The following is a 21,458-nucleotide window of genomic DNA, read 5'->3' as shown; positions in this document are numbered from 1 at the left end:
GGTCAGCTCCGGCCGTGACGCAGGGCGGGGTGCGCGCCGGCGGCGACGAGGTCGGCGACGGCGGCCTTCGGGTCGCGGCCGGTGACGAGGGACTCGCCGACGAGGACCGCGTCGGCGCCCGCGTTGGCGTAGGCGATGAGGTCGTGCGGGCCGCGGACGCCGGACTCGGCGACCTTGACGATGTGCGCGGGGATCTCGGGGGCGACGCGCTCGAAGGTGGAGCGGTCGACCTTGAGGGTCTTGAGGTTGCGCGCGTTGACGCCGATGATGCGGGCGCCCGCGTCGACGGCGCGCTCGACCTCCTCCTCGTCGTGGACCTCGACCAGCGGGGTGAGACCGATGGACTCGGCGCGCTCGATGAGGGAGACCAGCGCCTCCTGCTCCAGGGCGGCGACGATGAGGAGCGCGAGATCCGCTCCGTACGCCCGCGCCTCCCAGAGCTGGTACGCGGTGACGATGAAGTCCTTGCGCAGCACGGGGATGTCGACCCGGGCCCGGACGGCCTCCAGGTCGGCGAGGGAGCCGCCGAAGCGGCGCTGCTCGGTGAGGACGGAGATGACGGCCGCGCCGCCCGCCTCGTAGTCCGCGGCGAGACCCGCCGGGTCGGCGATCGCGGCGAGCGCGCCCTTGGACGGGCTGGAGCGCTTGACCTCGCAGATCACCTTGACGCCGTCCCCGCGCAGTGCGGCGACGCCGTCCTTGGCCTGCGGCGCCTTGGCGGCGCGCTCCTTGAGCTCGTCGAGGGTGACCCGCGCCTGCCGCTCTGCGAGGTCGGCGCGCACGCCTTCGATGATCTCGTCGAGCACACTCACGCGAGGGGCCCCCTTCCGGGACGGTGACGGTGATGAAGAACCAGGTTCAGCCACTTCGATCCTATCCGCAGGACGGCTCCGGATTCGCATCGGCCGGAGCGCCGTCCCACCTGCTGGGACTCCCGACCGGCGCTCAGGGGGCCAGCGCGGAGCCGAAGGGAAGGTTCCGGACCAGGGTGAAGAGGGCGAGGACGGCCCCGATCCCCCACCACCAGACCGGGGAGATCGCGAGCCGCATGGGCACTCCGCGGACGGCGCGAATCAGCCATACGGCCATGACGACGGCGAAGATCCCGTAGCCGACGACGGCGAGGGCGTTGAAGCCGAGGGCGGCGGGGAGGTCGCCGTGGGCGAAGGCGTGGGCGCTGCGGAGCCCGCCGCAGCCGGGGCAGTAGATGCCGGTGAAGCGGAGGAGCGGGCAGACGGGGTAGTGCCCGGGTTCGTTGGGGTCGACGGCCCCGACGTACGCGAACGCCGCGACGACCCCGGCGAGGGCACCGACCGGCGGCAGCAGCCGCCGCACGAGGGACCGCGAGGGCGCCGGGGGCTGCGCCGGCAGGTACGCCCCGTCCCAGGGGCCGTACGTCGCCTGTGGGGGCGCACCCGACCCGGCACCGGAACCCGGCGTTACGGCCGCGCCCGGCACGGGGCGGGAGCCCGGCGATGCGCCGGCGCCCGGCCCGGTGCCGAAGTCCCGCGGCGCGGCCGCGCCCGGCACGGGGGCGTCCGCGGGTGGTGGTGTGGCGTTCGGGTGAGGGGGTTCACCCGGTCGGGTGGGGGAGGTGTCGGTCACGGCTCCGGCCGTCGGCTGCGTGTCCACCCGGTGATTGTGTCCCCTGACGCGCGAGGGCGCAGCCCGGCTCGGCCGGACTGCGCCCTCGGGTGCGTCGTGTCGCGTCAGGCGCGGGACTTCGCGGTCGCGGTCGCGGCCTCGCGGGCGGCGACGACGGCCTCCGAGTCCTTCGGCATGCCGAGGCCCGCCACCTTCATCGCGCCGCCGATGATGCCGCCGAGGAAGATGACGCCCACACCGGCCCAGAAACCGGGCAGGTTGGCGGCCACCATGAAGACGCCGGCGATGCAGAAGCCGATGAAGGAGATGATGACACCGGTCCAGGCGGCCGGGGTGTGTCCGTGGGCGCTGCCCGCCATGAGTTGCTCCTCGTTGCAGTTGCTCGATGGTGAGGTCTCGCGTGCGCGGACACTCGGCGCTCATTGTCCCGCACGCGGGCGCGCGAGGATGAATCGGGGGTGCCCGGACGATCACGCGTCGCGGACGGAGCCGTTCACCCGCCCCGGGTGGGGTCCTCGCCGCGGTCCAGGGCCTTCCACAGGTCCTCGGGCCGGTCCGGGTCGGTCGTGGGGGCCTTGCGGCTCGCGCGCGGGGTGCCGGAGCGCTCGTAGCGGCCGCCCATCGCCGGCCAGTTCTTGCCGAAGCGGAGGGCGAAGAGGCCGGCGAGCAGGATGAGGACGGCGCCCGCCGCGGTCACGTACGGCCAGATGGTGTGGGTGAGGCCGGCGACGGCGGCGGCCGTGTCGCCGCTGATCCGGGCGGCCTCGGCGTCGAGCGCGGCGCTGTCGGAGGCGCCGAGGACCGCGGCGAGCGCGGCGCCCGCGCCGCTGAGCGCGAGGAGCGCGGCGACGAGGGTGCGGCCGGTGCGGCGGACGGCGAAGACGGCGAAGAGCGCGGCGAGCCCGACGATCGCGAGGGCGGTGGGCACCCCGGTGACGGTGCCGCCGTCGGCCTCGACGGGGACGCTGCCGCCGCCGACGGACGCGGTGCCCTCCGCCCAGATCTGGCCCGCGGAGAGCAGGACGACGGTGGCGCCGAGGGCGCCGAGGAGGAGGGCCGCGGCCAGGCTGCGGCGGCCGCCGGTGGGGCCGCCCGGTCGGGCGGCCCGGGGCTGGGGTACGGGTACGGCACTCACGTACCCCACTATCCCCTACGTGCTCAGTTGCCGTTCATCCGGTTGGCGGTGTGCACGGCGCGGAGGACGGCCGCGGCCTTGTTGCGGCACTCGTTGTCCTCGGCGACCGGGTCGGAGTCCGCGACGACACCCGCTCCGGCCTGCACGTACGCCGTTCCGTCACGGAGCAGTGCCGTACGGATGGCGATGGCGGTGTCCGCGTCGCCGGCGAAATCGAGATAACCGACACATCCGCCGTAGAGGCCGCGCCGGGAGGGTTCGAGCTCCTCGATGATCTGCATCGCGCGGGGCTTGGGCGCGCCGGAGAGCGTCCCGGCGGGGAAGCAGGCGGTGAGGACGTCGAAGGCGGTGCGGCCGTCGGCGACCTCGCCGGTGACGGTGGAGACGATGTGCATGACGTGCGAGTAGCGCTCGATCGACATGAAGTCGACGACCTCCACGGAGCCGGGCGTGCAGACCCGGCCGAGGTCGTTGCGGCCGAGGTCGACGAGCATGAGGTGCTCGGCGCGCTCCTTGGGGTCGGCGAGCAGCTCCTCGGCGAGGTCGTGGTCCTCCTGCGGGGTGGCGCCGCGATGCCGGGTGCCGGCGATGGGGTGGAGCATCGCCTGCCCGTCCTCGACCTTGACGAGGGCCTCCGGCGAGGAGCCGACGACGTCGAAGCCGTTCTCGAAGCGGAAGAGGTACATGTACGGGGACGGGTTGGTGGCCCGCAGGACCCGGTACACGTCGAGCGCGGAGGCGGTGCAGCGGGTCTCGAAGCGCTGCGAGGGCACGACCTGGAAGGCCTCGCCGGCCCGGATGCGCTCCTTGATGTCCTCGACGGCCTCCTGGTAGGCCTGGCCGCCCCAGAGGGCGGAGAACTCGGGGAGCTCGGAGGGCGGCAGGGCGGCCGGCGCGGTCTCGACCGGGCGGGCCAGGTCGGCCTCCATGGCGTCGAGGCGGGCGACGGCGTGCGCGTACGCCTCGTCGACGCCGGTCTCCAGGTCGTTGTGGTTGATCGCGTTGGCGATCAGCAGGACCGAGCCGTCCCAGTGGTCGAGGACCGCGAGGTCGCTGGTGAGCAGCATGGTGAGCTCGGGCAGCCGCAGGTCGTCGCGGGTGGAGTCGCCGATCTTCTCCAGGCGGCGGACGATGTCGTAGCCGAGGTAGCCGACCATGCCGCCGGTGAACGGCGGCATGCCGGAGGCGAGGTCGCGCGGGGTGTGGAGGGTCTCGACGGTGGCGCGCAGGGCGGCGAGCGGGTCGCCGTCGACGGGGACGCCGACGGGCGGGGTGCCGAGCCAGTGTGCCTCGCCGTCCTTCACCGTCAGGGTGGCGTCGCTGCGGACGCCGATGAAGGAGTAGCGGGACCAGCTGCGGCCGTTCTCCGCGGATTCGAGGAGGAAGGTGCCGGGCCGTTCGGCGGCGAGCTTGCGGTAGAGCCCGACCGGGGTGTCGCCGTCCGCGAGGAGCCTGCGGCTGACGGGGATGACGCGGCGGTCGGCCGCCAGCTTGCGGAAGGTCTCGAGATCCATGGCACCGGACCTTACTGGGAGACGGGGAGCACGTCGGCGTCGAAGCAGGTGCGGGCGCCGGTGTGGCAGGCGGCTCCGACCTGGTCGACCTTGACGAGGAGGGTGTCGGCGTCGCAGTCGAGGGCGACGGACTTGACGTGCTGCACGTGCCCGGAGGTGTCGCCCTTGACCCAGTACTCGTTCCGGCTGCGGGACCAGTAGGTGCAGCGGCCGGTGGTGAGGGTGCGGTGGAGCGCCTCGTCGTCCATCCAGCCCAGCATCAGCACCTCACCGGTGTCGTACTGCTGGGCGATGGCGGGGACGAGCCCGTCGGCGCTGCGCTTGAGGCGGGCGGCGATGGCCGGGTCGAGGTCGCTGGGGGTCCGGGGCGTGCTGGTCATGGCGCCATTGTGCCGCGCTCAGGGGGGTTGTCCGGCGGGGCGTCCACTGGGCGGACCGGAGTCCCCGGTCGTACGCTGGCGGGCATGTCGACCCATGCGAAACGTGAACGGCTTCTGCTCGCCGATCTGTTGGAGCAGGCGGGCCCGGACGCGCCGACGCTCTGCGAGGGCTGGCGGACCCGGGACCTCGCGGCCCATGTGGTGGTGCGGGAGCGGCGGCCGGACGCGGCGGCGGGTTCCCTCGTACCGGCGCTGAAGGAGCGGCAGGACCGGGTGCAGGCGGAGTTCGCCGAGAAGCCGTACGAGGAGCTGATCCAGCTCATCCGCACGGGTCCGCCGAAGTTCTCGCCGTTCACCATCAAGCAGGTGGACGAGGGGGCGAACGTCGTCGAGTTCTATGTGCACGCGGAGGACGTCCGGCGGGCGCAGCCGGACTGGTCGGCGCGGGAGCTGGACCCGGTCTTCGCGGACGCCCTCTGGTCCCGCCTGGAGCGGATGGCCCGGCTGCTGGGCCGGAAGGCTCCGGTGGGTCTGGTGCTCCGCCGTCCGAACGGTCAGACGGTGGTCGCCCACCGCGGCACCCCGGTGGTCACGGCATCCGGGGAGCCGGGTGAGCTGGTGATGTACCTGTACGGCCGCCAGGACTCGGCGAAGGTGGCCCTGGAGGGCGAGCCCGAGGCGATCGAGCGGCTGCGGGAGACGAAGCAGCTGGGGATCTGAGCCAGGGCCTGTCCGACGCTGATCCGCCGGACGGACTCTAACGGGGCAGTTCGGCGCGGCGGAGGGGCGGGACCACGAGGGCGTACACGCCGGACAGGGCGCAGACCGCCGCGCTGACGGCGAAGACCGGGCCGGGGCCCCACAGGCCGATGGCCGCACCGGTGACCGGGAAGCTCAGCGGCGCGATGCCGAGGCTGCCGAGGCTGGAGACGGCGCTCACCCGGCCGAGGTAGGCGGGGTCGCACTCGGTCTGGACGAAGGCGTTGCACAGGGCTCCGGAGAGTCCGGCGAGCAGGCCGATGGAGACCGCGACGAGGGCGGCGAGGGGCAGCTGGGGGACGTGGGCGAGGGCGCCGATCGATACGGCTCCGAGCACCATGGTCCAGCCCATGACGACGCCGGCCCGGGGTATACGGCCCTTGACGGTCAGCAGCAGGGATGCGCCGCCGGCGCCGATGCCGAAGCCGGCGAGGACCCAGCCGATGCCGGAGGCGCCCCAGCCGCGCTGCGCGGAGAGGACCGCGAGGCCGACGTTGAGGGGGCCCGCGAAGCCGAGGTCGGCGAGGAGGACGACGATCATCAGCGGGCCGAGCGCCTTGTGGCCGCGGAGGTAGCGCAGGCCGTCGGCGAGGTCGCGCAGGGCGGTGCCGTCGCGCGCCTCGTCCTCTGCCGGCAGCGGGCGGAGCTTGAGCGCGCCGAGCAGGGGCAGGGAGAGCGCGAAGAGGATTCCGGCGACGCCGAAGGCGGTGGCGGAGCCGCCGAGGGCGACGGCGAGGCCGCCGAGCGGGGCGCCGAGGACGGCACCGAGCCGGTAGGAGAGGCCGCGCATGCCCTGGACGCGGGCGAGCTGGTCGCGCTCGGCGATCCGGGGCGGCAGGGCGCCGACGGCGGGCAGGAACAGGGCGTCGACGACGCCGAAGACGAGGGCGACGGCGGCGAGGGCCCACAGGCCGGGCGAGGCGAGGAAGAGGGTCGCGGCCAGGCCGAGGACGACGAGGCAGCGGACGGTGTCGGAGGCGATGACGACCCGGCGCGGGCCGAGGCGGTCGGCGACCGCTCCCCCGACGAGCAGGAGCAGGGCGCGGGGCACGGCGGACACGGCCATGACGAGCCCGGCCTGGGCGGGGGTGCCGCTGCTCACGGCGGTCCAGGAGAGGGCGAGGTAGAAGACGCTGTCGCCGAGGGTGGAGGCGGTGTAGGCGCCGAGCCAGCGCAGGACCTGCGGGCTGCGGTGGGCGGGGCGCCCCTCGGCTCGGAGGACGGTGGCGGTCATGCGCGGTAGGGGAAGCCGTGGAGGTGGACGGCGACGTTCTCGCGGCCCTCGGTGTCACCGGCGGCCTCGGCGGCGCGGGCGGCCTGGTCGTACTTCTTGAGGAGCGCGTCGAGCTCCTTGCCGAGGGAGGCGAGTTCGGCGGCGGTGAGGCGGGGCAGCCATTCGGAGCTGATGGCGGCGGAGCGCCATTCGTCGGACCAGGTGTGCCGCTCGTCGCGGAAGCGGGCGTACATCTGGGTGCGCTGCTCGTCGACGGTGCGGCCGAAGGCGGCGGTCGCCGCGGCGAGCTCGGGGGCGCGGACGTCCTCGTCGTGGATGCTGAAGCCGTACGAGCTGGGCTGCCACCAGCGCTCGCGGCCGTCGGCGGACTGTGTCTCGGCCTCCTCGATGAGGCCGTGCTCGGCGAGCTTGCGCAGGTGGTAGCTGACGAGGGAGACGGCCTCGTCGACCTGCTCGGCGAGCTGGGACGCGGTGGCGGTACGGGCCACGAACAGGGCCCGGTAGAGGCGCATGCGCAGCGGGTGCGCGATGGCCTTGAGGGTGCCGAGGTCGTCGATGCGGCGGTTCTCCTGCGAGGTCATGTCCACGACCTTAGATGTGAAAGAAATCTTGCGCAATGGAATTTGCACAAATAATCCTGCGCTTCGGGGCGAGAAGAAGGGCCCCCGAAGGGGCCCTTCTCCGAACGTCCCGGAAGCGGAACCTCCGCTCAGCGGACCGGGTGGCCCGCCTCCCGCAGCGCGTCCTTGACCTGCGAGATCCGCAGGTCGCCGAAGTGGAAGACGGAGGCCGCGAGCACCGCGTCCGCGCCCGCCGCCACGGCCGGCGGGAAGTCGGCGAGCTTGCCGGCGCCGCCGGAGGCGATCACCGGGACCGTGACGTGCTTGCGCACGGCCGCGATCATCTCGGTGTCGTAACCGTCCTTCGTGCCGTCGGCGTCCATCGAGTTGAGCAGGATCTCCCCCGCGCCGAGCTCGGCGGCCCGGTGCGCCCACTCGACGGCGTCGATGCCGGTGCCCTTGCGGCCGCCGTGCGTCGTCACCTCGAAGGAGCCGGTGGAGGTACGGCGCGCGTCCACGGACAGCACGAGCACCTGGCGGCCGAAGCGCTCCGCAATCTCCTGGATCAGCTCGGGGCGCGCGATGGCGGCGGTGTTGACGCCCACCTTGTCGGCGCCGGCCCGCAGCAGCTTGTCGACGTCCTCGGCCGAGCGGACGCCGCCGCCGACCGTGAGCGGGATGAAGACCTGCTCGGCGGTGCGGCGCACCACGTCGTAGGTGGTCTCCCGGTTGCCGGAGGAGGCGGTGATGTCGAGGAAGGTCAGCTCGTCGGCGCCCTCGGCGTCGTACAGCTTGGCCATCTCGACGGGGTCGCCCGCGTCCCGCAGGTTCTGGAAGTTGACGCCCTTGACGACCCGGCCGTTGTCCACGTCCAGGCAGGGAATCACACGTACGGCGAGACTCATGCGGCGTCACCCCTGTAGGCCTCGACCTCGACCTCGACCACGAGACGCGGGTCGACGAAGCCGGAGACGATGATCATGGAAGCGGCGGGGCGGACCTCGTCGAACAGCTCCTTGTGGGCGCGGCCGACCTCGTCCACGTCCCGGGCGTGCGTGATGTACATCCGGGTGCGGACGACGTGCTCGGCGCCCAGGCCCAGCTGCTTCAGCGCGCCGAAGGCCACGTTGAAGGAGTTGACCGCCTGGTCGTACGGGCCGCCGTCGGCGATCTGGCCGTCGACCACGGAGGTGCAGCCGGAGACCAGGACCGTGCCGTTCGGGAGTTCCACCGCGCGGGAGTAGCCGAACTGCTCCTCCCAGGGCGCGCCGGTGACGACCCTGCGGATCTCGGAGGTCACGACGCCACCGCCACGAGCGCCTCTTCGAGGGTGAAGGCCTTGGCGTACAGCGCCTTGCCGATGATCGCGCCCTCGACGCCCACCGGGACCAGGCCGGACAGGGCCCGCAGGTCGTCCAGGGAGGACACGCCGCCGGAGGCGACGACGGGCTTGTCGGTGGCCGCGCAGACGTTCTTCAGGAGCTCCAGGTTGGGGCCCTGGAGGGTGCCGTCCTTGGCGATGTCGGTCACGACGTAGCGGGAGCAGCCCTCGGAGTCGAGGCGGGCGAGCGTCTCGTACAGGTCGCCGCCGTCGCGGGTCCAGCCGCGGCCGCGCAGGGTCGTGCCGCGCACGTCGAGCCCGACGGCGATCTTGTCGCCGTACTGCGCGATGACCTTGGCGACCCACTCGGGGGTCTCCAGGGCGGCGGTGCCGAGGTTGACGCGGGTGCAGCCGGTGGCGAGGGCGGCGGCGAGCGAGGCGTCGTCGCGGATGCCGCCGGAGAGCTCGACCTTGATGTCCATGGCCTCCGTGACCTGGCGGACCAGGTCGCGGTTGTCGCCGGTGCCGAAGGCGGCGTCCAGGTCGACCAGGTGGAGCCACTCGGCGCCGGCGCGCTGCCAGGCCAGGGCGGCCTCCAGCGGGGAGCCGTAGGAGGTCTCGCTGCCGGACTCGCCGTGGACGAGGCGGACGGCCTGGCCGTCGCGGACGTCGACGGCGGGGAGGAGTTCGAGAGTGCTCACAGGGTTCCGATCCAGTTGGTGAGGAGCTGGGCGCCGGCGTCCCCGGACTTCTCGGGGTGGAACTGGGTGGCCCAGAGGGCGCCGTTCTCGACGGCGGCGACGAAGGGCTCGCCGTGGGTGGCCCAGGTGACCTTGGGGGCGCGGATGTTGGGGTTGCCGACCTCCAGGGTCCACTCGCGCACCGCGTAGGAGTGCACGAAGTAGTACCGGGCGTCGGCGTCGAGGCCCGCGAAGAGCTGGGTGTCGGCGGGTGCGTCGACGGTGTTCCAGCCCATGTGCGGGACGACGGGGGCGTTCAGCGGCTCGACCGTGCCGGGCCACTCGTCGAGGCCCTCGGTCTGGACGCCGTGCTCGATGCCCTCCGCGAAGAGGATCTGCATGCCGACGCAGATGCCCATGACCGGGCGGCCGCCGGAGAGCCGGCGGCCGATGATCCAGTCGCCGCGGGCCTCCTTGAGGCCCTGCATGCAGGCGGAGAACGCGCCGACGCCGGGGACGAGGAGCCCGTCGGCGTTCATGGCCTTGTCGTAGTCGCGGGTGATCTCGACGTCGGCGCCGACGCGGGCGAGGGCGCGCTCGGCGGAGCGCACGTTGCCGAAGCCGTAGTCGAAGACGACGACCTTCTTCGGGGAAGTCGTGCTCATGACCACACGTCCAGACGCAGCACACCGGCGGAGAGACACATCGCGGCGCCGATGGAGAGGAGCACGATGAGGCCCTTGGGCATCTGCTGCTTGACGAAGGAGTAGATGCCGCCGAGCAGGAACAGCCCGACGAGGATCAGGATGGTGGAGAGACCGTTCACGACTAGAGCGCGCCCTTCGTGGAGGGGAGGATTCCGGCGGCGCGCGGGTCGCGCTCGGAGGCGTAGCGCAGCGCGCGGGCCAGGGCCTTGAACTGGCACTCCACGATGTGGTGGGCGTTGCGGCCGTACGGCACGTGGACGTGCAGCGCGATCTGCGCCTGGGCCACGAAGGACTCCAGGATGTGCCGCGTCATCGTCGTGTCGTACGAGCCGATCATCGGCGCCATGTTCTCGGGCTCGGTGTGCACGAGGTACGGGCGGCCGGAGAGGTCGACGGTGACCTGGGCGAGCGACTCGTCCAGCGGGACGGTGCAGTTGCCGAAGCGGTAGATGCCGACCTTGTCGCCGAGGGCCTGCTTGAAGGCGGCGCCCAGGGCGAGGGCGGTGTCCTCGATGGTGTGGTGCGAGTCGATGTGCAGGTCGCCGTCGGTCTTGACGGTCAGGTCGAAGAGCCCGTGCCGGCCCAGCTGGTCGAGCATGTGGTCGTAGAAACCGACCCCGGTCGACACATCGACCTTTCCGGTGCCGTCGAGGTCGATCTCGACGACGACGGAGGTCTCCTTGGTGGTGCGCTCAACGCGGCCTACGCGGCTCATCGCTTCTGCTCCTTCATCAATTCACGGACCGCGTCGAGGAACGCGTCGTTCTCTTCGGGGGTGCCGGCGGTGACCCGCAGCCATCCCGGTACGCCGTTGTCCCGGACCAGGACGCCCCGGTCGAGGATCGACTGCCAGGCCGCGTGCGCGTCGGGGAACTTCCCGAACTGCACGAAGTTGGCGTCGGAGTCGGTGACCTCGCAGCCGAGGGCGCGCAGCTCGGTGACGAGGCGGTCGCGCTCGCCCTTGAGCTGCTCGACGTACCCGAGGAGGGTGTCGGTGTGCTCCAGGGCGGCGAGCGCGGTGGCCTGGGTGACGGCCGAGAGGTGGTACGGCAGGCGGACCAGCTGGACGGCGTCGACCACGGCCGGGTGGGCGGCGAGGTAGCCGAGGCGGAGCCCCGCGGCGCCGAAGGCCTTGGACATGGTCCGGGAGATCACCAGGTTCGGGCGGCCCTCGATGAGGGGCAGCAGCGAATCGCGGTGGCTGAACTCCACGTACGCCTCGTCCACGACCACCATCGAGGGCTTGGCCGCCTGGGCCGCCTCGTACAGGGCGAGGACGGTGCCGGCCGCGACCGCGGTGCCGGTGGGGTTGTTGGGTGAGGTGATGAAGACGACGTCCGGCGCGTTCTCCGCGATGGCCTGGACGGCGGCCTCCACGTCGATCGTGAAGTCCTCGTTGCGCGGTCCCGAGATCCAGCCGGTGCCGGTGCCGCGGGCGATCAGGGCGTGCATCGAGTAGGAGGGCTCGAAGCCGATCGCGGTACGGCCGGGGCCGCCGAAGGTCTGCAGGAGCTGCTGGAGGACCTCGTTGGAGCCGTTCGCCGCCCAGACGTTCTCGATGCCGACGCGGTGCCCGCCGGTCCGGGTGAGGTAGGCGGCGAGCTCGGTGCGGAGCTCGATCGCGTCGCGGTCCGGGTAGCGGTTGAGGCCGCGGGCGGCCTCGGCGACCCGCTCCGCGATCCGGGCCACCAGGGGCTCCGGCAGCGGGTAGGGGTTCTCGTTGGTGTTCAGCTGGACGGGGACGTCGAGCTGGGGCGCGCCGTAGGGGGACTTGCCGCGCAGCTCGTCCCGGACGGGGAGGTCGTCGATTCCGGTCACTGCTGCGGGACCTTCCATCCGAACCTGGCCTTGATCGCCGCGCCGTGCGCGGGCAGGTCCTCGGCCTCGGCGAGGGTGACGACGTGGTGGGCGACGTCGGCGAGGGCGTCGCGCGTGTAGTCCACGATGTGCACGCCGCGCAGGAAGGACTGCACGGAGAGACCGGAGGAGTGGCAGGCGCAGCCGCCGGTGGGCAGGACGTGGTTGGAGCCGGCGCAGTAGTCGCCGAGCGAGACCGGCGCCCAGGGGCCGACGAAGATCGCTCCCGCGTTGCGGACGCGGTCGGCGACGGCCGCGGCGTCGGCGGTCTGGATCTCCAGGTGCTCGGCGCCGTACGCGTCGACGACCTTGAGGCCGTCGGCGAGGTCGCGGACGAGGACGATCGCGGACTGGCGGCCGGCCAGGGCCGGGACGATCCGGTCGTCGACGTGCTTGGAGGCGGCGACCTGGGTCTTCAGCTCGGCCTCGGTGGCGGCGGCCAGCTCGTCCGAGTCGGTGACGAGGACGGAGGCGGCCATCGGGTCGTGCTCGGCCTGGCTGATCAGGTCGGCGGCGACGTGCACCGGGTCGGCGGTGGAGTCCGCGAGGATCGCGATCTCCGTCGGGCCGGCCTCGGCGTCGATGCCGATGCGGCCCTTGAGGAGGCGCTTGGCGGCGGCCACGTAGATGTTGCCGGGGCCGGTGACCAGGTTGACGGGGGCGCAGCCGGGCTCGTCGGCGGTGCTCTCCGTGCCGTACGCGAACATGGCGATGGCCTGGGCCCCGCCCGCGGCGTAGACCTCGTCGACGCCGAGCAGGGCGCAGGCGGCCAGGATCGTCGGGTGCGGCAGTCCGCCGAACGCCTTCTGCGGCGGCGAGGAGACGGCCACGCCCTCGACGCCGGCCTCCTGGGCGGGGACGACGTTCATCACGACGGAGGACGGGTAGACGGAGCGGCCGCCCGGCACGTACAGGCCGACGCGCTCGACGGGGATCCACTTCTCGGTGACCGTGCCGCCGGGGACGACCTGGGTGGTGTGGGTGGTGCGGCGCTGCTCGCGGTGGACGAGGCGGGCGCGCCGGATGGACTCCTCGAGGGCGGCGCGGACGGCCGGGTCGAGCTCGTCGAGGGCGCGGCTGATCGCCTCGGCGGGGACGCGCAGGCCGGCGACGCGGACGCCGTCGAATTTCTCCCCGTAGTCGATCACGGCCGCTGCGCCATGATGCCGTACGTCCTCGCAGATCGGCCGCACCTTCTCCAGGGCGGCTTCCACGTCGAACTCGGCACGGGGCAGCAGGTCGCGCAGTGCGGAACCCTCGGGGAGGGTCTCGCCGCGCAGATCGATTCGAGAGATCACGGGTCAATTCTCTCAGACGCCCCACAGCGTCGGTCGCCCGTATCACTGGCTGATACGCGCCACGGTGGCGTCTCCTCGCCACTCCTGACCGTTAGCGTTCAGCCCGTCACAGCGCGGGAAGAACGACTGTACGAATCCACGAATCCCGGAAAGCGGAATCGTGGGAGCGCATCGGGGAAAGCGAGGGGGCGGCAGTGACCGAGCCGCACGAGGACGGGATGCCGGAGGGTCTCACGGGTCCGGAGCGGGCCGTGTGGCGGGCGTTCCGGATCGGCAGGACCTGCGATCTCACGGAGGGGATCGCGGAGCGGGACGACCCCTTCGGGGGACGGGAATGGGGGGAGGAGCGGAGCGTCCGCGCCGACGTGGTGGCGCTGCTGCTGCTGAACGGGCCGCAGGCGCGCTCCGGGCGGGTGGCCGCGCTGAAGCTGCGCGGGGTCAGGATCACCGGCGTGCTCAACCTGGCGGGCGGGACGATAGGGCCGTACGTGGAGCTGCACGGCTGCCGGTTCGACGGCGAGGTGGTGCTGCCGGAGGCCCGGTTCGGCACGCTGCGGATGGTCGAGTGCGCGCTGCCGCGCCTGGAGGCGGCCCGGCTGCACACGGAGGGCGACCTGCATCTGCCGCGCTGCCGGGTGCGGCGCGGCATCCGGCTGACGGACGCCCAGATCGGCACGGACCTGCTGATCAACCAGGTCCAGGTGTGGCCGGACCGGCGGGGGCGGGCGATCACGGCGGACGGGATGGTGGTCGCCCAGGACCTCCAGGCCGAGCTGATCGAGACCCACGGGGAGCTGAGCCTGCGCGGGGCGAAGGTGGGGGTCTCGCTCAGTCTGCGGGGCAGCGTGCTGCGCGGGGCCCAGGGCCGCCGCGCGCTGAACGCCCCGCAGCTGACGGTGGAGCGCTCGCTCTATCTGAACGCGGCCTGGGTGTACGAGGAGACGGGGAGCTCGGGCCGGACGGGAAACACCACGGCCACTCCGCCGTACGGGGTGACGCCCGCCCAGGGCACCCGGCGCAAGCCGGTGGAGTGCCACGGCGGGGTGCGGCTCGACGACGGCCGGTTCGGTGACGCGGTGGACCTGCACAGCGCCAGGTTCCTGCTGAACGGCGCGCGCCGGGACGAGCTGTCGCTGCGCCGGATCGTCACCCCGGAGCTGCGGTTCAACGGCGAGCGGCCGGAGGAGGGGAGGGTCGTGCTCAACGGCGCGAAGGTCGTCACCCTGATCGACCTGTCGACGAGCTGGCCGGGCCCGGGCGGCCTGGCGATGGGCGGCTTCGTCTACGAGAACCTCGTGCCGTACGGACACTTCCCGCTGGCCCGGCGTCTGGAGTGGGTGGCGGCTGCGACCCCGGAGTACGCCCCCGAGCCGTACGAACGGCTCGCGACGGTCCTGCGGAACAGCGGCGAGGACGCGGACGCCCGCGAGGTGCTGCTCGCCAAGCAGCGGCGCAGACGGGAGACCCTGCCGATCGCGGGGAAACTCTGGGGGTACCTCCAGGACTGGACGGTGGCGTACGGCTACCGGCCGGGCCGGGCGGCGCTGTGGATGGCGGTGCTGTGGGCGGCGGGCACGGTCGCCTTCTCCCACTACCGCCCGGTCGCCCTGAAGGCGGACGAGGCGCCCGAGTGGAACGGCACGCTGTACGCGCTCGATCTGCTGCTGCCCGTGATCAACCTCGGCCAGGACGGCTACTGGCGGCTGGAAGGCGTGTGGCAGTGGGCGGCGGCGGCCCTGATACTCCTCGGCTGGATCCTCGCGACGACGGTGGCGGCGGGCGCGACGCGGCTGCTGTCCAGGGGGTGAGGGGGCGTCCCCACCAGGTGGGAGCGGGGTCGCCACCGCGGGCGGACCCGTGTCCCCACACCAGGTGGGAGCGGGGCCGCCACCGGGGGCGGACCCGTGTCCCCACCAGGTGAGAGCGGTGTCGCCGCCAGGTGAGGGTGGTGTCGCGACCTGGTGATGCGGCTGCCGTGGCGGGCGGGAGCGAGAGACAATGCACAGCACCATGTCCTTGCTCCGCGCCCTGGTCGGCACCCTCCGCTCGGCCCGGCACGCACCGCGGTTCGCCGCGGGGCTCGTGCCGGACGACGACGTGCTGCTCGACGCCCCGGACGAGCGGCTCGCCCCCGCGCTGGTCGCCGCCGCCCTCGGCGATCCCGAGCCCGCGGCGAAGCTGCTCGCCACCACCCGGGACGCGGGCGAGTGGGAGGACCGCGACCGGTACGTCACCCGGCTCGCCACCTTCGCGTACAACAGGGGCGGCTGGCTCACCCGGTGGGCCTCCGCCACGCCCCGCGATCCCGACGCCCTCCTCGTCACGGCGCAGCTCTCCGTCCGCCGGGCCTGGGAGTCCCCGGCGCGCGCCGAGCGGCTGCGCGAGCTCGCCCCGCTGATCGAGGAGATCGCCGGGGACGCGCCGCACGACCCGGTGCCGTGGCGGCTGGCGCTCGACCACGCGCGCGGGGCGCACGCCGGGCACGCGGTCTTCGAGTCGCTGTGGGAGCAGGCCGTGCGCCGTTCCCCGCACCACTACGGCTGCCATGTCGCCGCGCTGAAGTACCTCTCCGCGCAGTGGTACGGCTCGCACCGCGCCGCCTTCGACTTCGCCGAGCAGGCCGCCGACGACGCCGCGCCGGGCTCGCTCGTCGGGGCACTGCCGGTCCGCGCGGCCTACGACGGGCTCCGGGTGCCGCCGGGTCCCGACGGGTCCGTGCCGGCCGCGCGGGTCGACCGGGCGGTGACCCGTGCGCTGGCCCTGTCGGCGGAGTTCCCGGTGGGCGACCCGTGGCCGGCGGAGGTCCGCAACCTGCTCGCGTACGTGCTGGTCGCGCGGGAGCGCTGGGAGGAGGCCTGGGAGGAGTTCGGGCGGATCGGCCCGTACGCGACCTCGTTCCCCTGGGGTGCCGCGCGGGACACCGGGCCGGCGGATCCCCTCCTGCGGTTCCTGGCCGCGCGGGACCGGGTGCGGGGCGAACTGGCCCGCCGGACGCCCCTGCGCGGCCCGGGTCGTGGAACGGCCGGACGGGGCGGGCCCGGCGGCCATTAGGCTTGGCGGCTGTGACCACCGCTCGCCTGCCTCTCTTCCCGCTCAACGCGGTGCTGTTCCCGGGCCTCGTGCTGCCGCTGAACGTCTTCGAGGAGCGTTATCGCGCCATGATGCGTGCGCTGCTCACGATCGACGCCGCGGAGCCGCGCCGGTTCGCCGTCGTCGCCATCCGCGACGGCCGCGAGGTCGCGCCGACGGCTCCGGGCATGCCGGACCAGACGGCGCTGCCGGAGAAGGGCCCGGCGGCGGGCTTCGGCTCCGATCCCATCCAGTCCTTCCACCGCGTCGGCTGTATCGCCGACGCGGCGTCGATCCGGGAGCGCGCGGACGGAAGCTTCGAGGTGATGGCGACCGGTACGACCCGGGTGAAGCTGCTGTCGGTCGACGCGAGCGGGCCGTTCCTCACGGCCGAGGTCGAGGAGATCCCCGAGGAGCAGGGCGAGGAGGCGGGCACGCTCGCCGAGGGGGTGCTGCGGGCCTTCCGGAGCTACCAGAAGCGGCTCGCGGGGGCCCGGGAGCGTTCGCTGACGACGAGTGAGCTGCCGGACGAGCCGTCCGTGGTGTCGTACCTGGTCGCGGCGGCCGCGGTGCTCGACACCCCGTCGAAGCAGCGGCTGCTCCAGGCGCCCGACACGGCGACCCGGCTGCGCGAGGAGCTGACGCTGCTGCGCGCGGAGACCGCGGTGCTGCGGCATCTGCCGTCGCTGCCGGTGGTGGACCTCACGCAGGCCCCGACGTACCCGAACTGAGGAGGAGCGCGTGGCGAAGAAGCAGAAGAAGAACGGCGGAGGCACCCCGGCGACGGTGGCGCTGGCGGCGGCCGGCACCCCGTTCACCCTGCACGCGTACGAGCACGACCCCGCCTCGCCCTCGTACGGCGAGGAGGCGGCGGAGGCCCTCGGCGTCTCCCCCGACCGGGTCTTCAAGACGCTGGTCGCGGACGTCGACGGGGAGCTGACGGTGGCGGTGGTCCCGGTGGCGGGCCAGCTGGACCTGAAGGCCCTGGCGTCGGTGGTCGGCGGGAAGCGGGCGGCGATGGCCGACCCGGCGGCGGCGGAGCGCACGACGGGGTACGTCCGGGGCGGCATCTCCCCCCTCGGCCAGCGCAAGCGGCTGCGTACCGTCCTCGACTCCTCGGCCTCGGACCACGCGACGGTCTGCATCTCGGCGGGACGGCGCGGCCTCGAGGTGGAGCTCTCCCCCGCGGACCTCGCCGCCCTCACCTCGGCGGTCGTGGCCCCGATCGGCCGCGCCTGACATCAGGCGCGGCCCAAGCGGGCGTCAGTGGGTGCCCGGCCCCTGGCTGTACGGCTTCGGCTGCCCCCAGGCCTCCGGCTCCGGGTCGCGGGGTCCGAAGGCGGCCGTGAGCGCCAGGTGGACGATCATCGCGGCGAGCGGCCACGCCAGCATCGCGGCGGCGCCCAGGTTCAGTTCGAGCGGTGCCTCGAAGACGACGTTCGGGCCGACGGCCTTCGCGTGGGCGACCACGTCGTCGGTGGGGCCGAAGTAGGTGCCGATCCCCCAGGCGAGCAGCGAGCCCAGGCCGCCGCCGAGGGCAAGGCCGAGCACGAGCGGGACGCCGCCCTTGCGGCGCAGCAGGAAGACCACGAGCGCGGCGACCGCGCCGAAGGCGAGCGCGAGGAGGACAAACGTTCCGTCGGCGCCGATCGCCTGCTCCCCCTCCGAGTTCCGGAGGTAGACGCCCTTGCCGTCCGAGATCAGCTGGACGCGCGGGGCCAGGTTGAGCCACAGCACCCCGAGCAGGGCCCCCGCGACCGCGGAGACCAGGGTCACCAGCAGGCCCTGCACGACCTCGGCGGCCGTGATCGGGTCACCGGCCGGGCCTGCCGGCGGCAAAGGCGGCGGAGGCCCGTCGGAATCGTGCGGTTGCGGCTGGTGAGACGGAGTCAGAGGTGCGGTCACCCCGCCATCGTGCCAGGTGTCCCTGTGGCCCGCCTCAGCGGACGGCGGCCCGTCGGTAGGCCCAGGTGGCGACGGCGAGCGAGACGAGGCCGACGGCCCCGCAGACGGCGAGGTCGACGGCGACGGCCGCCCAGTCGGGGTGCGGGTCGAAGGTGCGGGCCAGGGCCTCCACGCCGTACGTGGACGGCAGCAGGTCCCGCGCCCAGCCGATCGGTCCCGGCAGCCGTTCGGCCGGGAGGACGCCGAGGAGCAGGGCCGCCGACATGCCGAGCTGGCCGAGCAGGGTGGCCAGCTCCTGGCGGGGTGCGAGGAGCCCGAGGGCAGCGCCGAGCCCGGCGAGCGCCGCGCCGGCGAGCGGGACGACGGCGGCGAGGATCCACAGATGGCCGAGGGGCAGCCCGAAGAGGACGGAGCCCGCGACGGCGGTGACGGCGGTCCCGGGCACGGTGAAGGAGGCGTACGCCCCGGCCGCGCCGAGCACGACGGCGGCGGGCGGCACGGGCAGGGTGGCGTAGTGGTCGAGTCCGCCGCCGGCCCGCAGCTGGCCGAAGTACTGGGCGAGCAGGTTGAGCGCGACGAAGGCGACGACGAGGACGGTGGAGCCGGCCACGACGGCGCGCGCCTCGGAGCCGCCGTCGACGACCCCGCGCATCAGGACCATGATCCCGATGGACTGGAAGGTGGCGACGAAGAGCAGCGGGATGCGGGCGACGCGGGCGCGGGAGAGCTGGGCGCGGTAGACGGCGGCCAGGGCCGGCAGGAGCCGGGCGCGCGGGGCGAGCGGGGCGGCGCCGTCGTCCGCGTCCCGGCCCGTGGCGGGGAGCGCGCCGCTCGGCAGGACCTCGGCGGGCAGGGTGCTCACGGCGTACGGCTCCTGAAGGTCATGGGCGATCGGTCCGGGGTCATGCCTTCACCAGTCCCTCGGTCGCGCCGCCCAGGGCGAGGTACACGTCCTCCAGGCTGGGCGTGGCCAGGGTGAAGTCGTCGAGCGCGGCGAACGCGGCCCCGCCGGTGACGGCGGCGACGGCCGCGCGGGCCTCGTCGGGGGCGAGCCGGAGGTGCCAGCGGCGTCCGGTCTCCTGGGCGAGTCCGCGCAGGGCGGCGACCTCGGGGAGCTGGAGCGGCGGCGCGTCGCGCCACACCAGCTCGACGCGGACCTCTCCGGCGACCCGCTCCTTGAGTCCGGTGGGGGTGTCGCAGGCGATGACCCGGCCGCGGTCGAGGACGGCGACCCGGTCGAGGACGGTCTCGGCCTCGATGACGTTGTGGGTGACGAGGAGGACGGTGGTGCCGTGTTCGGCGCGGCGCCGGTCGACGGCGGCCCAGACGGCGCGCCGGGCGACCGGGTCCATGCCGGTGGTGGGTTCGTCGAGGACGAGGACGGGCCGGGGGCCGACGAGGGCGGCGGCGAAGCAGGCGAGCCGGCGCTGTCCGCCGGAGAGCTTCTTGAGGGGGCGGCCGGCGATCTCGCCGAGTCCGAGCTCGTCGAGGACGGCGTCGCGCCCGGCGCGGGCGTCGTGGGCGGTGAGGCCGCGGAGCCGGCCGGTGGTCTCGGCGGCGAGGGAGACGGTCAGCTCGTCGAGGGCGGTGGACTCCTGGCCGAGGTAGGCGAGGAGGCGTGAGGCCCGCTCGGGGTGGCGCACGAGGTCGTGGCCGAGGAGTTCGACGGTGCCGGAGTCGGGGCGCATGAGGCCGGTGAGCTGGCGGACCAGGGTGGACTTGCCCGCACCGTTGGGTCCGAGCATGCCGAAGATCTCGCCGCCGCGCACGTCGAGGCTGATCCCGTCGGTGGCCCTCACCTCGGGGGTCGCGGGCGCGCCGCGCCTGCCGCGCGTGGCGGGGTACGTCTTGACCAGATCCCGCACCACGCACACCGTACTCACGGGGGAAGAGCCTACGGGGTCGGCGGGGCCGCTCCGGGCGCGGGGGCGTGTTCGGCGGCCGCCCGGACGTCGATCTCGCGCCAGAAGCCCGCCCGGATCGCGTACCGGTCGTGCTCGTCGATCTGGTCGTCCTTGTGGGCGAGAAGTCCGAAACGGGCGGCGTAGCGGAGGAGTTCGCCGTCGATGCGGTGCGGGATGCGCGGGTAGAGGGTGGAGAGCTTCTGGACGTGGCTCTGCTCGGGGAGCCGTTCCATCCAACGGCGGGCGAACACCTGTCCGACCTCGAAGGGGTCGCCGCCGACGGTGGTGATGTCCTCCTCGCGGTCGGCCCAGCGCTGCTCGGCGCTGGTGAGCGTGGCGAGGGTGGGCAGGGTGGCGGTCTCGGCCGGTTCGCCGAGGGAGGGGGCGGGGCGCTCGACCCAGCCGCGGTCGGAGGACCAGCGGAGCGCGCTCGCGGCGTGCGTGACCTGGGCGGCCGGGGCTCCGGGGCCGCGCAGTCCCGCCAGGTCCTTGGGGGTGGGGACGCCCCTGCCCGGGGAGGCCGGGGCGGGGACGCCTTCGCCGTCGACGTGCGCGTCGCCGTTGACGTGTCCGTTGGTGTGTCCGTTGCTGTGGAGGTGCTCGTGGCCGCCGCCGTTCGCCTCGACGGGGGCCGGTCCCCCGTTCCGTACGGCCGCCTCGGCGGCCCGTTCGGCGGAGGCGGCGAGCGCGGCCTCGGGCAGCGGCGCGGAGAGGATGGCGGCGATCTCCGGGCGCGGGGCGGGTGGCGGCGCGCAGATGCCGGTGAGGTCCTTGGCGCGGACGGCGCGGGTGATCCAGGCCCGGTCGAGGACCCGCCGCTCGTCGGCCTCGGCGACCAGGTCCTCGGACTGGTTGTAGTCGCCGTCGGCGGCCTGGACGGCCCAGAGGTGGACGGCGACGCCGTGCTCCTTGGCCGACATCAGGCCGGGCAGCAGATCGCCGTCGCCGGTGACGAGCACGATGTCGGAGCAGGCCCTGTTCCTCGCGAGCTCGGTCAGCTCGGTGTGCATGGCCGCGTCGACGCCCTTCTGCGCCCAGCGCCCGTCGCTCCTGGTCAGGGCGCCCAGCCGGACGGTGACCCGGGGCATCACGCGGAGTCTGCGGTGCTCGGGCTGGGGCACCCGGTCGGGCGCGCCGTCGAACCAGTAGATCCGCAGGAGGGGCAGCGCGGTCTCTGCCTCGGCGCGCTGCCGCAGCTGCTGGATCAGCCCGGCGTGGTCGACGGTGATCCTGGAGCGGGCCGGTTCCCCGGCGAGGAGACTGGCGGCGGCGCCCAGCAGATAGCCGGCGTCCACCAGGACGACGCAGCGGTCCACGTGTTCCACCCTCTTTCGGGAGCCTCGGGTTCGAAAGGGTGCTTCGGGTTCCTTCGAGTCTGCCCGACGGCCAGGTGGTTGACGTCCGGAACTGGATCATCGGCGTGGCGAGTATCACTCCGGCTCGCCCCCTACGCTCCGTAATGATCCAACATGCGGCGGTTCGTACCGTGTGTGAGTCTGACAGCGGCCCTGGCCCCTAGGTCCCTTTGAG

25 protein-coding genes are annotated in these 21,458 nt (G+C 73.6%); 5 read left to right on the top strand and 20 right to left on the bottom strand.

The window, feature by feature from the left end:
* Positions 1 to 2 precede the first annotated feature (2 nt).
* The 6 genes from trpC to hisI all read right to left on the bottom strand — a co-directional run bounded on the left by trpC (position 3) and on the right by hisI (position 4,634).
* Positions 3 to 812: an indole-3-glycerol phosphate synthase TrpC gene (trpC, locus tag ABT041_RS08060; protein ID WP_123451331.1), complete on the bottom strand. Its 810-nt coding sequence runs from the start codon at positions 810 to 812 to the stop codon at positions 3 to 5.
* Between the two features lie 133 nt (positions 813 to 945).
* Positions 946 to 1,371, bottom strand: coding sequence for a DUF2752 domain-containing protein (locus ABT041_RS08055; RefSeq protein WP_351181061.1), 426 nt, complete (start codon positions 1,369 to 1,371; stop codon positions 946 to 948).
* A gap of 338 nt (positions 1,372 to 1,709) precedes the next feature.
* On the bottom strand, positions 1,710 to 1,964 hold the full coding sequence (locus ABT041_RS08050) for an HGxxPAAW family protein (protein WP_351180782.1): 255 nt from the start codon (positions 1,962 to 1,964) through the stop codon (positions 1,710 to 1,712).
* Positions 1,965 to 2,098: 134 nt separating this feature from the next.
* Positions 2,099 to 2,749 (bottom strand): TIGR02234 family membrane protein, encoded by a 651-nt coding sequence (locus ABT041_RS08045; RefSeq protein ID WP_351180779.1) that lies wholly within the window; start codon positions 2,747 to 2,749, stop codon positions 2,099 to 2,101.
* Positions 2,750 to 2,763: 14 nt separating this feature from the next.
* On the bottom strand, positions 2,764 to 4,254 hold the full coding sequence (locus tag ABT041_RS08040; protein ID WP_351180776.1) for an anthranilate synthase component I: 1,491 nt from the start codon (positions 4,252 to 4,254) through the stop codon (positions 2,764 to 2,766).
* 11 nt (positions 4,255 to 4,265) lie between these two features.
* Entirely contained in the window at positions 4,266 to 4,634 is a 369-nt protein-coding gene (hisI, locus tag ABT041_RS08035) for a phosphoribosyl-AMP cyclohydrolase (RefSeq protein WP_351180773.1), read from the bottom strand.
* 84 nt (positions 4,635 to 4,718) lie between these two features.
* Between hisI and ABT041_RS08030 the strand changes: the two genes are divergently transcribed.
* Positions 4,719 to 5,354, top strand: coding sequence for a TIGR03085 family metal-binding protein (locus tag ABT041_RS08030; RefSeq protein WP_351180770.1), 636 nt, complete (start codon positions 4,719 to 4,721; stop codon positions 5,352 to 5,354).
* A gap of 37 nt (positions 5,355 to 5,391) precedes the next feature.
* Here ABT041_RS08030 and ABT041_RS08025 read toward each other — a convergent pair whose 3' ends face one another.
* From ABT041_RS08025 to hisD, 10 genes are all read right to left on the bottom strand, one after another.
* Positions 5,392 to 6,627, bottom strand: a complete 1,236-nt coding sequence (locus ABT041_RS08025; RefSeq protein WP_351180767.1) for an MFS transporter — start codon at positions 6,625 to 6,627, stop codon at positions 5,392 to 5,394.
* The gene (locus ABT041_RS08020; protein ID WP_351180764.1) at positions 6,624 to 7,208 is read right to left on the bottom strand and encodes an ArsR/SmtB family transcription factor; all 585 of its coding nucleotides are present in this window, start codon (positions 7,206 to 7,208) and stop codon (positions 6,624 to 6,626) included. The genes ABT041_RS08025 and ABT041_RS08020 overlap by 4 nt, the downstream gene beginning before the upstream one ends.
* A gap of 128 nt (positions 7,209 to 7,336) precedes the next feature.
* The gene (hisF, locus tag ABT041_RS08015; protein WP_351180761.1) at positions 7,337 to 8,092 is read right to left on the bottom strand and encodes an imidazole glycerol phosphate synthase subunit HisF; all 756 of its coding nucleotides are present in this window, start codon (positions 8,090 to 8,092) and stop codon (positions 7,337 to 7,339) included.
* Positions 8,089 to 8,487 (bottom strand): RidA family protein, encoded by a 399-nt coding sequence (locus ABT041_RS08010; protein ID WP_351180758.1) that lies wholly within the window; start codon positions 8,485 to 8,487, stop codon positions 8,089 to 8,091. Before ABT041_RS08010 ends, hisF begins: the two co-directional genes overlap by 4 nt.
* Entirely contained in the window at positions 8,484 to 9,209 is a 726-nt protein-coding gene (gene priA / locus ABT041_RS08005; protein WP_351180755.1) for a bifunctional 1-(5-phosphoribosyl)-5-((5-phosphoribosylamino)methylideneamino)imidazole-4-carboxamide isomerase/phosphoribosylanthranilate isomerase PriA, read from the bottom strand. The genes ABT041_RS08010 and priA overlap by 4 nt, the downstream gene beginning before the upstream one ends.
* Complete coding sequence (gene hisH / locus ABT041_RS08000) at positions 9,206 to 9,853, bottom strand: imidazole glycerol phosphate synthase subunit HisH (protein WP_351180751.1); 648 nt, start codon at positions 9,851 to 9,853, stop codon at positions 9,206 to 9,208. The genes priA and hisH overlap by 4 nt, the downstream gene beginning before the upstream one ends.
* Positions 9,850 to 10,014, bottom strand: a complete 165-nt coding sequence (locus ABT041_RS07995; RefSeq protein WP_184930073.1) for a CG2302 family histidine operon protein — start codon at positions 10,012 to 10,014, stop codon at positions 9,850 to 9,852. The genes hisH and ABT041_RS07995 overlap by 4 nt, the downstream gene beginning before the upstream one ends.
* A gap of 2 nt (positions 10,015 to 10,016) precedes the next feature.
* Entirely contained in the window at positions 10,017 to 10,610 is a 594-nt protein-coding gene (gene hisB, locus ABT041_RS07990; RefSeq protein ID WP_030492957.1) for an imidazoleglycerol-phosphate dehydratase HisB, read from the bottom strand.
* The gene (locus tag ABT041_RS07985) at positions 10,607 to 11,713 is read right to left on the bottom strand and encodes a histidinol-phosphate transaminase (protein ID WP_351180747.1); all 1,107 of its coding nucleotides are present in this window, start codon (positions 11,711 to 11,713) and stop codon (positions 10,607 to 10,609) included. Before ABT041_RS07985 ends, hisB begins: the two co-directional genes overlap by 4 nt.
* Positions 11,710 to 13,050, bottom strand: coding sequence for a histidinol dehydrogenase (gene hisD, locus ABT041_RS07980; protein ID WP_351180744.1), 1,341 nt, complete (start codon positions 13,048 to 13,050; stop codon positions 11,710 to 11,712). Before hisD ends, ABT041_RS07985 begins: the two co-directional genes overlap by 4 nt.
* A gap of 194 nt (positions 13,051 to 13,244) precedes the next feature.
* On the opposite strand from hisD, the gene ABT041_RS07975 reads away from it, so the two are divergent.
* The 4 genes from ABT041_RS07975 to ybaK all read left to right on the top strand — a co-directional run bounded on the left by ABT041_RS07975 (position 13,245) and on the right by ybaK (position 17,358).
* Positions 13,245 to 14,858: an oxidoreductase gene (locus ABT041_RS07975; RefSeq protein ID WP_351180741.1), complete on the top strand. Its 1,614-nt coding sequence runs from the start codon at positions 13,245 to 13,247 to the stop codon at positions 14,856 to 14,858.
* Positions 14,859 to 15,048: 190 nt separating this feature from the next.
* Entirely contained in the window at positions 15,049 to 16,101 is a 1,053-nt protein-coding gene (locus ABT041_RS07970) for a hypothetical protein (protein WP_351180738.1), read from the top strand.
* An 11-nt stretch (positions 16,102 to 16,112) separates the two neighbouring features.
* On the top strand, positions 16,113 to 16,850 hold the full coding sequence (locus ABT041_RS07965; RefSeq protein WP_351180735.1) for an LON peptidase substrate-binding domain-containing protein: 738 nt from the start codon (positions 16,113 to 16,115) through the stop codon (positions 16,848 to 16,850).
* Positions 16,851 to 16,860: 10 nt separating this feature from the next.
* Positions 16,861 to 17,358 (top strand): Cys-tRNA(Pro) deacylase, encoded by a 498-nt coding sequence (ybaK, locus tag ABT041_RS07960; RefSeq protein ID WP_351180732.1) that lies wholly within the window; start codon positions 16,861 to 16,863, stop codon positions 17,356 to 17,358.
* A gap of 24 nt (positions 17,359 to 17,382) precedes the next feature.
* Here ybaK and ABT041_RS07955 read toward each other — a convergent pair whose 3' ends face one another.
* The 4 genes from ABT041_RS07955 to ABT041_RS07940 are packed head-to-tail and all read right to left on the bottom strand — an operon-like array spanning position 17,383 to position 21,253.
* Positions 17,383 to 18,024, bottom strand: a complete 642-nt coding sequence (locus ABT041_RS07955) for a DUF2567 domain-containing protein (RefSeq protein ID WP_351180729.1) — start codon at positions 18,022 to 18,024, stop codon at positions 17,383 to 17,385.
* Positions 18,025 to 18,058: 34 nt separating this feature from the next.
* Positions 18,059 to 18,886 (bottom strand): ABC transporter permease, encoded by an 828-nt coding sequence (locus ABT041_RS07950; RefSeq protein WP_502976406.1) that lies wholly within the window; start codon positions 18,884 to 18,886, stop codon positions 18,059 to 18,061.
* 40 nt (positions 18,887 to 18,926) lie between these two features.
* Positions 18,927 to 19,898, bottom strand: a complete 972-nt coding sequence (locus ABT041_RS07945; RefSeq protein WP_351181055.1) for an ABC transporter ATP-binding protein — start codon at positions 19,896 to 19,898, stop codon at positions 18,927 to 18,929.
* Between the two features lie 20 nt (positions 19,899 to 19,918).
* Entirely contained in the window at positions 19,919 to 21,253 is a 1,335-nt protein-coding gene (locus ABT041_RS07940; protein ID WP_351180726.1) for an NYN domain-containing protein, read from the bottom strand.
* Between the last annotated feature and the right edge of the window lie 205 nt (positions 21,254 to 21,458).

The organism is Streptomyces sp. NPDC002825 (genome assembly GCF_040295385.1).
Lineage (GTDB): Bacteria > Actinomycetota > Actinomycetes > Streptomycetales > Streptomycetaceae > Streptomyces.
The sequence above is the reverse complement of the archived record's forward strand: the minus strand, read 5'-3'. Positions and strand labels throughout refer to the sequence as shown.